At 75.1% G+C, this 9449-nt stretch carries 6 protein-coding genes and 4 pseudogenes; 1 reads left to right on the top strand and 9 read right to left on the bottom strand.

The features are described 5' to 3' along the window. Positions 1–441 precede the first annotated feature (441 nt). Positions 442–864, top strand: a complete 423-nt coding sequence (locus tag G6R25_RS18125) for a hypothetical protein (RefSeq protein ID WP_235948951.1) — start codon at positions 442–444, stop codon at positions 862–864. Between the two features lie 28 nt (positions 865–892). On the opposite strand, the pseudogene G6R25_RS18120 reads toward G6R25_RS18125, so the two are convergent. The 9 genes and pseudogenes from G6R25_RS18120 to G6R25_RS18090 all read right to left on the bottom strand — a co-directional run. Further along, a pseudogene (locus tag G6R25_RS18120) lies at positions 893–2347 on the bottom strand (phytoene desaturase family protein). A gap of 10 nt (positions 2348–2357) precedes the next feature. Beyond that, complete coding sequence (locus tag G6R25_RS31835; RefSeq protein WP_235948949.1) at positions 2358–2765, bottom strand: hypothetical protein; 408 nt, start codon at positions 2763–2765, stop codon at positions 2358–2360. 137 nt (positions 2766–2902) lie between these two features. Further along, the gene (locus G6R25_RS31830; protein WP_235948947.1) at positions 2903–3526 is read right to left on the bottom strand and encodes a glycosyltransferase family 2 protein; all 624 of its coding nucleotides are present in this window, start codon (positions 3524–3526) and stop codon (positions 2903–2905) included. Then, positions 3523–4380: a bisanhydrobacterioruberin hydratase CruF gene (cruF, locus tag G6R25_RS18110; RefSeq protein ID WP_163553936.1), complete on the bottom strand. Its 858-nt coding sequence runs from the start codon at positions 4378–4380 to the stop codon at positions 3523–3525. The genes G6R25_RS31830 and cruF overlap by 4 nt, the downstream gene beginning before the upstream one ends. Further along, positions 4377–5009 (bottom strand): GNAT family N-acetyltransferase, encoded by a 633-nt coding sequence (locus G6R25_RS18105; RefSeq protein WP_163553935.1) that lies wholly within the window; start codon positions 5007–5009, stop codon positions 4377–4379. Before G6R25_RS18105 ends, cruF begins: the two co-directional genes overlap by 4 nt. Before the next feature lie 156 nt (positions 5010–5165). Continuing rightward, positions 5166–6584: pseudogene (locus G6R25_RS29840) on the bottom strand (NAD(P)/FAD-dependent oxidoreductase). Positions 6585–6985: 401 nt separating this feature from the next. After that, positions 6986–7804 (bottom strand): annotated as a pseudogene (locus G6R25_RS27720) (Rossmann-fold NAD(P)-binding domain-containing protein); the annotation flags it as partial. Positions 7805–7951: 147 nt separating this feature from the next. Continuing rightward, a complete protein-coding gene (locus tag G6R25_RS18095) occupies positions 7952–8713 on the bottom strand; it encodes a spheroidene monooxygenase (protein WP_163553934.1) in 762 nt (253 codons plus the stop codon). A gap of 5 nt (positions 8714–8718) precedes the next feature. Next, a pseudogene (locus G6R25_RS18090) lies at positions 8719–9449 on the bottom strand (SARP family transcriptional regulator); the annotation flags it as partial.

Raw genomic sequence — 9449 nt, 5'->3', positions numbered from 1 at the left:
GGTTGACCGCTGGTTGACCCTTTGTCTCTGCCGGTGGTGGCCGCCGTACCGCGCGCGGCCGACCAGGACCGGACCGCAGTAGGCGGAAGCGTGGAGAAGTCGCAGAGATGATCCGCATTCGCGGCAACTCTGCGGATTTCTCTGCCGATCTGCGGATTCATCGCTACGATCTGGCTATCCGTACAGTCGCCGATCAGCCGCGGGCCGCGGCCGCACGTCCGGCGAACTTCCGCACCCACGAAAGATTCGGGGAAATGGTGTCCCACCTCGCCCGCAGAATGTCCCGTCCGCGTGTCGTCGCGATCGTTCTGGCCTTGGCCGCGATCCTCGTCGTCAGCCTGCTGCCGACCTGGCGCGCCGAGGCCGCCACCCCGGCCGCGACCCCGGCCGCGGCGCCGTCCGGGGCGATCTCGCATCCCCGTTCCCACCCCGGCGGGGCGGGTGCTGATCCTCGGGCGGATCGCGTACCTGCAGCGGCTGACCGTCGCCGACCTCGCCGCGAAGTACCCGCAGCACACCCAGAAGGTGACCTTCCAGAGCGGGGTGGGCCCGCAGACCCACACCTACACCGGCCCCACGCTTTACGACGTCCTGCAGGCGGCCAAGCCGACGTTCCGCAGCGACGTGAAGAACGACGCGCTGCGCTACGCCGCGGTCATCCACGCGAGCGACGGTTACGAGTCGGTCGTCTCGTGGGGTGAGATCGACCCCGGTTTCGCCGGCACCGAGGCGCTGCTCGCGGTCGCCCAGGACGGTGTGTCGCTGGCGAAGGAGGGGCCCCGCCTGACCGCCCCCGGCGACACCAAGGGCGGCCGGTACGTCTCCGGCGTCACCGCGGTGACGCTGGTCCGCGCCGGGCTGTAGGCCGCGGGTACCGGGCTCGTCGGGGCGGTCAGGCCGGTCCGACGAGCCCGGCGACGATGCCGGCGGACAGTACGACCAGCGGCAGGCCGCCGCCGGGATGGGTCGACCCGCCGACGAGGAACAGGCCCGGCACCCGGGCGGCGTTCGGCGGGCGCAGGAACGCCGCCCGGGCTCCGTTCGACGACCCGCCGTAGATCGACCCGCCCACCGAGCCCGTGCGCCGCGCCAGGTCCGCCGGGGTGATCGTTTTGTACTACTGCAGCCGGGATCGCACGTCGAATCCGCGGGCGGCGAGGACGTTCAGGAGGTGTCGGGCGTACCCGTCGGCCAGGCCCGGCTGGTCCCAGTCCAGCCCGCGCACGCCGGGCCGTCCCGCTGCCGGGGCGTGTGGTGCGGCGTTGACGAGGACGAACCATGCCTCGGAGTCCGGCGGCGCGCAGGCCGGGTCCGCCGGGACGGCGAGGTAGACCGCCGGGTCGTCGGCGAGGCGCCCGGCGAACACCGCATCGAACTCGCCGTCGTAGTCCGCGGGGAAGGTGACCGTGTGGTGGCCCAGCCCCGGCGTGCGCCCGGACAGGGCCAGCAGCAGCACGAATCCGGACATCGACCGGGTGGCCCGCTGGACGTGGCGCCGTCCGCGGCGGTCGTCCACCAGCTGTCCGTAGAGCGCGGCGGCGTCGACGTTCGCGACGACGATGTCGGCGGGCAGCTGGCTGCCGTCGGTGACCCGTACCCCCGTCGACCCGGCCGCCGGGGGTACGGGTCACCCGCAGTACCCGGGTGTCGAGCAGGACCCGGGCCCCGCGGTCCTCGGCGCGGCGTGCGATCGCCTCGCCGAGGCGGCGCAACCCGCCCGGCACGTACCACCCGCCGAAGCGGCGTTCGGCGTGCACGACCGACACGAGGGCGGCCGGGGCGCGTCGGGGATCGGAGCCGGAGTAGGTCGCGTAGCGGTCGAGCACCATCCGCAGGCGCGGGTCGCGCAGGTAGCTGCGGCCCAGGCCGCGCAGGCCGCGGCCGGGTGCGACCGCCGCGACGTCCCCGGGCGAGGCCCAGGCCAGCCGGGCGAGCCCGCCGGCGCGCACCGGGCTGGACAGGAACGGCCCCTCGGCGGCGTCGAACACCCGCGCCGCCCGGTCGGCCAGCCGGCGCCGGCGCCGAGGCGCTCGTCGAGTTCGGCGGCGAAGGCGTCGTCGTCCGCGTGTGCGGCCAGCGTCGTGCCGTCGGCGAACCGGTAGGAGGCGATCGGATCGAGGCGGCGAAGGTCCAGCTCCGCGCGCAGCGGCCCGCCGGTCGCGGCGAACAGGTCCTCGAACACACCGGGCATGGTCAACAGGGACGGCCCGGTGTCGAAGCCGTAGCCGTCCCGCTCGTACCAGCCGAGCTTCCCACCGATCCGCGACGACTGCTCGCAGACGGTGACGTCATGCCCGGCGGCGGCCAGCCCACCCACCCCGGCGCCGATCACCACCACCCGGGCCACGGCGACGACTCTACGAGCCGGCCCGCGGGCCGCGCCGCGGCGGGGCCGCCGTGACCGGTCGGCCCTTCCAGGTCGCGGTGCCGCGTCGCCGCCGCCACCATGACAGCGCGGTGAGGTATCCCAGCAGGCCGACCGAGACCGGGTGGGCGGCGGCGTCCGGCCAGCTCCGCCCGCCGGTGCGGCGGGCGGCGACCACTCGGCCGGCGACCCCGGCGAGGTAGCCGGCCAGCCCCGCGCGGGAGCCGCGCGCCGCCGCGGCGGCCGGCAGGACGAACAACCACCACAGCAGCCTGACCTGTGCGGCGCTTGCTGCCGGGTGGCCGCCGGCCGCGGCCAGCGACTTGGCGTAGCCGTCGCGCAGCTCCGCCCAGCCGGCGTACATCCTATTGGTCGCCAGGGTGGTGCCGTCGACGACCACCCCGCGTCCCCCGGACCGCTTCACGGCCCGCAGCAGGGCGATGTCCTCGAGGATCTGGTCGCGGACGGCGGTGTGCCCGCGGCTCGGCGGTACGCCGCCGCGTCCACGGACAGGAACTGGCCGCCGGCCGCGGCCAGCTACGGCCGCGGGGACCGCTCGGCCGCGCGCAGCGGCAGCAGGGCCAGCCACGACCACGCCAGCAGCGGCTGAACGAGCCGCTCGGTCGGGCTCGCCGCGACCTGGCGCGGATACGGCGAGACCAGGTCCAATCCGCTGTCGCGCAGCAGCAGAACGGCTCGGGCCAGCCCGTCCGCAGCGAGCGTCACGTCGGCATCGACGAAGACCAGCACGGTGCCGGTCGCGGCGGCCGCGGCCCGGGCGCAGGCATGCGGCTTGCCCAGCCAGCCGGGCGGTGGACCGGCGCCACGCAGCGCGACGATTCGCCGGTCGCGCCGTGCCCAGCCGGCGAGGAGCTCCCTGGTGGCATCGGTGGAGTCGTCGTCGTAGACGACGATCTCCAGGTCGGGGACGCCCCGCGCGGCCGGCAGCGCCGCCAGAGCGCCGTCCAGGCGGGCGGCCTCGTCGCGGACCGGCAGGATCACGGACACGCGTTCCGCCACCGCGCCGGCCGGCGGCGCGACCCGCAGCAGCCGGGCGTTGACCACCGTGTGCACCGCGATGCCCGCCGACGCCACCGCCGCCACCCGTACGGCGCCCGCCCGCACCGCCCGCACCGCCCGCACCGCTGCCACCGCCGTCACGGATGTCCGCACGGCTCGGGAGCGTCCGGCGACCGGTCGGCGTGCCAGGGCCGCAGGGCCACGGCCAGCACCGCTCCCATCGCGACGCCGCCGGCGAGCGCGACGCCCGGTTTGCCGAAGAAGGCGAGGTTCACCAGCACCGACGACAGGTAGGACCAGGCCAGCAGGGTCAGCGGGATGCGCTCGTCGCGGCGGGCGCGGTCGGCCGGGTCGGGCAGCGCGAGCAGGGCGGCGGTCATGACCGTCCCGACCAGCAGCCAGCCGAGGAGGTTCGTCAGCGGAATCGCGTTGAGCGCCGGGCCGCCGCCGAGCCACCGCCAGTGCCCGGCGGTGACCATCTGCGGGTCGAGGAACAGATCCCAGGCGGCCAGCACCAGGCTGCCGAGCACGGCGGCGCGGACCGGGGCGCGCCGGTGCCGCCGCACCAGGACGTAGCTGGGATAGGTCATCATCGCCCAGGTCAGCGGTACCACGATGGGGACGCCGAGCAGGCGGGGCCCGAGCGCGCCGCCGTAGGCGTAGCGCCCGAACGGGATACCGGTGTGGACCCCGAGCACCTCCACGACGAGCCCGCCGCCGACGGCCACGGCGAGGTAGCCGGCGGTCCACAGCAGGCCGCGGGTGGCCAGGGCGTGCACCGCCGACGTGACGGCGAGGAGCAGCACCGCGACGACCGACAACGCGCTGCGCTCGACGCCGTCGACCAGCGGGTAGGGGATCTGCACCGCCACCGCGGCCAGTACCAGGATCCATCCCCAGGCCAGCGCCCGGCGTGTGGGCGGTTCGCCCGGGATGCTCCGGCCACCGGGCCGGGCCGACCCGAGCGCCGTGAACGCCGGGTCGTGGAGGGTCACCGCACGGGCTCCGGCTGGCCGGCGTCGCCGGCGAGCTCGCCGGCGGGGCTGATGGTGGACGGGCCCCGCAGCTCCTTGCCGAGCACCGCGTAGGGGGTGAGGGTCCCCGGGAACTGGAAGTCCGACAGCAGCGGGACGAATCCCTCGCTGGTGTACAGACGGCGCGCGCGGCTGCCGGCGGGTTCGAGTGCGGACAGCGCCGCGGTCCGCTGCGGGACGTCGCGCAGCAGTTCCCGCAGGAGCTGACGGCCGATCGTGCGGCCCTGGTAGGCGGGCAGCACGTGCAGCTCGACGATCTCCAGGCAGTCGTCGAGCCAGTGCGCCGCGGTGGCCGCCGAGGCGGCCGCGACCGCGTCGACGACGACGTCGTGCCACCACTGACCGGGCTGACCGGGCAGCGCGTAGGTGATGCCGACGAGGGAGTCGTCGGGGGTGACGGCGGCGACGGCGAGCAGGCCGCGGCGGTCGAAGTGGCGGCGCGCGTGCAGGGCCCGGTCCCGGGCGGCCCGGATGGGGTCGGCCTCGTGATGATCGAGGAACGCGGCCTTGTAGACGGCGATCACATCATCGAGGCGGGCTCGCATGCTGCTGGGCGACCAGCGGACCACGGTCACGTCCCCGTCGGTCACCGGCGTCGCCTCCTGTCCGTCCCTCGGCGCATCGACCCCGGTCCCGCGAGTGGGTCTGGCGAGCCAGGAGGTCGGGGCACACCGTCACGTTGCTCGACGATAACGCGATCCTTGCAAGGCGCGCCGGTCGACGGGAGTGCCTGCCACGTAACGTCATCACTCTGATGCACAGGGCGCCCTGTCTGGGATGTGCGGTAGACCGGTCCGGTCGCTTGCCAGCGCGAGGCCCGCGCTGCGGGGAGTTCCGTCGAGCAGATCCGTGACCAGCATGGCGACCGCCGGTGCCTGCACCACACCGCCCGCATTCGTCCCCGCGGCCACCAGGACCCGCCCGGCGTGGCCCGGCGCCGCGCAGACGACGGGAAGCCCGTCCGGGGTGGCGGGACGCTCGCAGACGCGCACGTCGTGCACGTCGAGGACGCCGTCGGCCCGCCGGAGCCCCGGAAACAGGCCGGCGATGGCCCGTTCGGCGACGGCCCGCAGCGCCGTGATCCCCGCCGTGGCGGTCTGGCGCCCGGCCCGGCCCGGATAGCCGAAACCGCTACTGACATGAATGAGCGTGCCGTCGGGGGACAGGGTGATGTTCATGACGCCGAGAGGATCACCGGAGTGGATCTTCAGTGGGCGGCGCAACCCGGGGTTCGGCAGGGTCAGCGACAGGCCGAGCAGGTGCGCCACCGCACCGGCCCCGGACCAGCCTGCGCCGAGCAGCCGATCCAGGTCGTGGCCCCCGGTGGTGATCACGATCCGATCCGCCGACAGCTCGGAGCCGTCGTCGAGGCACAGCCGAACCCCCGGGGCTGGCCACCCACCCGAACCGCTCCCGGCCCCGGAGCCGCCGTTCATCGCGGGCTGGCCCGGATCGAGTCCCCGCACCCGGGCGCCGGCCCGGACCTCGACGCCGAGATCCGCGAGCCGCCCGGCCAGCGCCGTCGCCAGATCGTGGATGTTGACGGCGTAACCGTCCACCTCGACCGCACCCGAGATCTCCCGCGCGCCGCCTGGCAGCGGCACCGAGGAGCCCAGGCCCGGTCAGTCCCGGGCCAGCACCTCGGCGGGCAGGCGCACGGCACCGGTGCCCACCGCGCGCTGGAGCCGTTCGCCTGCGGCGAGGTCGGCGGCGCCGAGGTAGATCCGGGCGAGCCGGCCGTCCCGGCGCAGGCCGGCCAGCCAACCGGCGCCGTCGACGGCGAACAGATGCTCCCAGCCGCGCAGCCCCAGCCGGTTGAGGGCGATCACCAGGTCCTGGGCCGTCGCGTGCAGCCCCGGCCGGTCGGTACGCCGGTCGAATGCCTCGGCCCAGGCGAGCTCGACCGGGCTCAGCGAGGCGGGGTCGCGCAGCCGCCAGCCGCCGTTCGCCGGGTCTCGGTCGAGGACGCCATCGTGGCCCACGGTCGCCGGTGGCAGCGTCTCGGTCGCCGACAGATGCCGCGCGTTGGCACCCCCGAACGTCGTGCCCTGCCGGTCCGGGTCACGGCGATCCGCCGGCGCGGCATCGAGCACCCGGACCCGATGCCCCCGCAGCCGCAGCAGCAGCGCGGTGGTGAGTCCGACGATCCCGCCGCCGACGACCACCACGCCGTGGCCGCCCGCGGCAGGATCATCCTGTACCGGGTCCTCGTCGACCCGGCGGTCGGTGTCTCGGCCTGCGCCAAGATGATCCGCCCGCCCGCCCCGCTGCGGTCGGATTGGTCGGATCGGGGGTGTTCCGGCCCGAGCAGGTCGGCACCGGTCAGCTCGTCCAGGTCCGCCCGGCCGACCACGGCGAGCATGGCCTGATCCAGGTCGTCGTCGCAGGCGGCGGAGCGCATCGCCGTGGAGCACAGGGCGAACCCGGGTCGTGGGGCGCCGCCGTCACCGTCGATCCGCGCCGCCAGCAGCTCTCGCACCGGGGCGAGCAGCCGGGGAGCGTTGTCCAGGACGACGGTGAGATCGCGCCGGTCGTAGGCGTCGAGCAGGGCACGCTCGGTGAACACCTCGGGCTCGCTGACCGAGACGATCCGCTCACCGGTGAACGTCTTGAGCTGCCGATCGTCGATCATGCCGGCGCTCGCCCACTGCCCCGCATGGAGGAGCGGCACGGCGACGGCGACCGCGTCGGCCGCCTCGAGGACCTCCTCCACCGTCCGGGCGACGCGCACCCGGTCGATGGGTAGCCGGTGGTGTCGCGCCCAGGCGGCCCCCGACGTGGGATCGGTGGCGAGGGAGGGGGAGTGCACGACCAGGCGCCAGCCCAGCGCGCCGCCGGCCCGGGCCACCCGTCCGTTGATGTTGCCGGCGCCGAGCAGGCCGAGGGTGCCCGGCCGCCGCGGCGCCCGCTGCCGAGAAGTCGGCTGCTCCGAACCCGCGGGGTCGAACAGGCGATCGGCCACGAACCGTGCGACGTGGCGGGCGTTGACCTCCGGCGTGTTGCGTACCTCGATCCGCAGCCGGGCGGTGGCGGTGGTGTCGACGGCGGCCAGCGAGGTGCCGCGGCGGACGAGCAGGAGCTCCCGGTCCGCGTCGCAGCGCCCCGGGCCCGCGCGGACCGCTGCGGCCCATCGTCCCAGAGCGGCGGCGTCCACTGCGTTCGCGCCGATGACCAGCGTGTGCGGGCGCAGCTCGACCAGTGCGTCGGCGAGTTCGGCCGGGCGGGCGGCCAGCTCCGGGCGCAGGACCGCGGTGCCGGCTCGGGTGAGAAGGTCCGCCACGCGGGCGCTCACCGCCGTGGCGATCAGCACCCGGCGGTGCGGGGCCCACGCGTGAAACACCGGCGCGTGGGGGACCGAGGGGTGCGGTACTGGACCGCAGGGCATCGCCATTCGGTTCGCTTCATCCGATTCGTCGGGCTGGCTCGTCCGGTTCACCGCCGGACCTCCCCACCGTGGCGGACGCCCGTCAACGGGTTGTCAAAACCGCCGAGCCCGCTGCCGGGCCGGGGTGGCCGGGCCGGACCGGAATCTTCAATGCGCCGTCAACGTGGGGTCGGGGAGCAGGGCCAGCAGCGGATCACGTCCGCCGAGGGTGCCGCGGGAGCCGAGGACCGCGAACCGCGCGAACAGCTCCTCGCTGTACCAGCCGACCTCTGGGGTGCGGCGGACGACCTCGCTGTGCGCCGGCCGGCCGTAGGCGAACCGGCGCAGCGCCACCGCGTCCTGCCAGAGGCTGAACGTGCCCTTCAGGCCGATCGGCGCCTCGCCGATGCCGGCCGCGAACAGCAGTCCCTCGGTCTGGGCGAGGTCCGCGACCACCGGCGGGACCGCCCGGCGGAAGGTGAGCGTGTGCCGGGCGGCGACCCGGGCCCGCGTGATCACCGTTACCTTCGTGCCGGTGGCGGTCGTGCTCGGCCCGGCCGCGGCCGCCGAGTCGCCGAAGGGTTCCCGCCGCGACCACCGCCCGCGCGAGGACAGCGGGTGCAGGTCGATGCGCCACCGCTCCTCGGCCAGCACCGACCAGGCCCGCACCTGCGCGGAGCGTTCGAACGACCGCGCCGCCGACGGTGTCTCCCAGACGGCGACCATCGCCCACTGGCAGGGGTCGGCGTCGCGCAGGCCGAGGCTGCTCGCCGAGCCGGTCCCGAGCATCTTGGCGAACGTCAGCCCGGAGACGTGCCGCAGTGCGGAGCGGTCGGTGGCCACCCGGGCCAGGGCGTGGCCGATCCGGCGGCGGGGAACCCGCCAGAAGTCGACGGTCACCAGCAGGGCGGCGGGGTTGGCCGGGTTCATCGCGTTCAACTCCGCACCGAAGACAGTCGCAGCAGGCCGTCGCGGACGGCCCCGTACTTCTGCGTGAAGGCCGTGGCCACCACCCCGGCGCCGGCGTCGTCCCGCAGGGGTACCACCCGGGCGTGGCCGATGCCGGACAGCGCGTGCCGGCCGTTGCCCGCCACCACCGAGACCAGGCCATCCGGGCCGCCGCTGCGTAGCAACGCGGCCAGTTCCGGGGCGGCGATGTACACCACCCCGTCGAGGCGGACGAACTCGGCACGCACGTCGAGCGTGCCGGCGTCCGCCCGGACGACCTGCAACGGCACGCGCAGGTAGTCGTCCAGGGCGGTGCTGCCCGCCGGGCTCCACAGCCGCTCGAAATGCTGCTCGACGAACTGGACGAGGGTCGAGGAGATCGTCGCCTCGTGCTGGGCGGCGGCGGCGGAGTAGCCGACCGGGAAGCTCGACACGAGCGCGCCGGAGTCCCAGCGGTGGTAGGTCGTCAGCGGCTGCTCGGCGTAGAGCCGAACGGCGAGGCGGGGACGCAGGACCGGGGTGAGCCGCTCCCGCAGCCCGTCCAGAATCAGCAGGTTCGCCCGGATCTCGGCGGGTACGTCGACGCGGTGCGACAGGTCGGCGGCCCGCGCCGCCGCGGCCGGCGAATCCGGGTCGAGCAGCAGGATCTGGACGATCGTTGCGACGGCGAGGTCGCACAGAGTGAGTGAGACCGGTGGATGGAGGACCGAGGGACGGT

The sequence above is a fragment of the Candidatus Frankia alpina genome, from assembly GCF_902806485.1.
Lineage (GTDB): Bacteria > Actinomycetota > Actinomycetes > Frankiales > Frankiaceae > Frankia > Frankia alpina.
The sequence above is the reverse complement of the archived record's forward strand: the minus strand, read 5'-3'. Positions and strand labels throughout refer to the sequence as shown.

Bases quoted from the DNA above. Each gene is read 5' to 3' on its own strand.
- G6R25_RS18095 (WP_163553934.1), bottom strand. From the start codon at position 8,713: ATGAACCCGGCCAACCCCGCCGCCCTGCTGGTGACCGTCGACTTCTGG.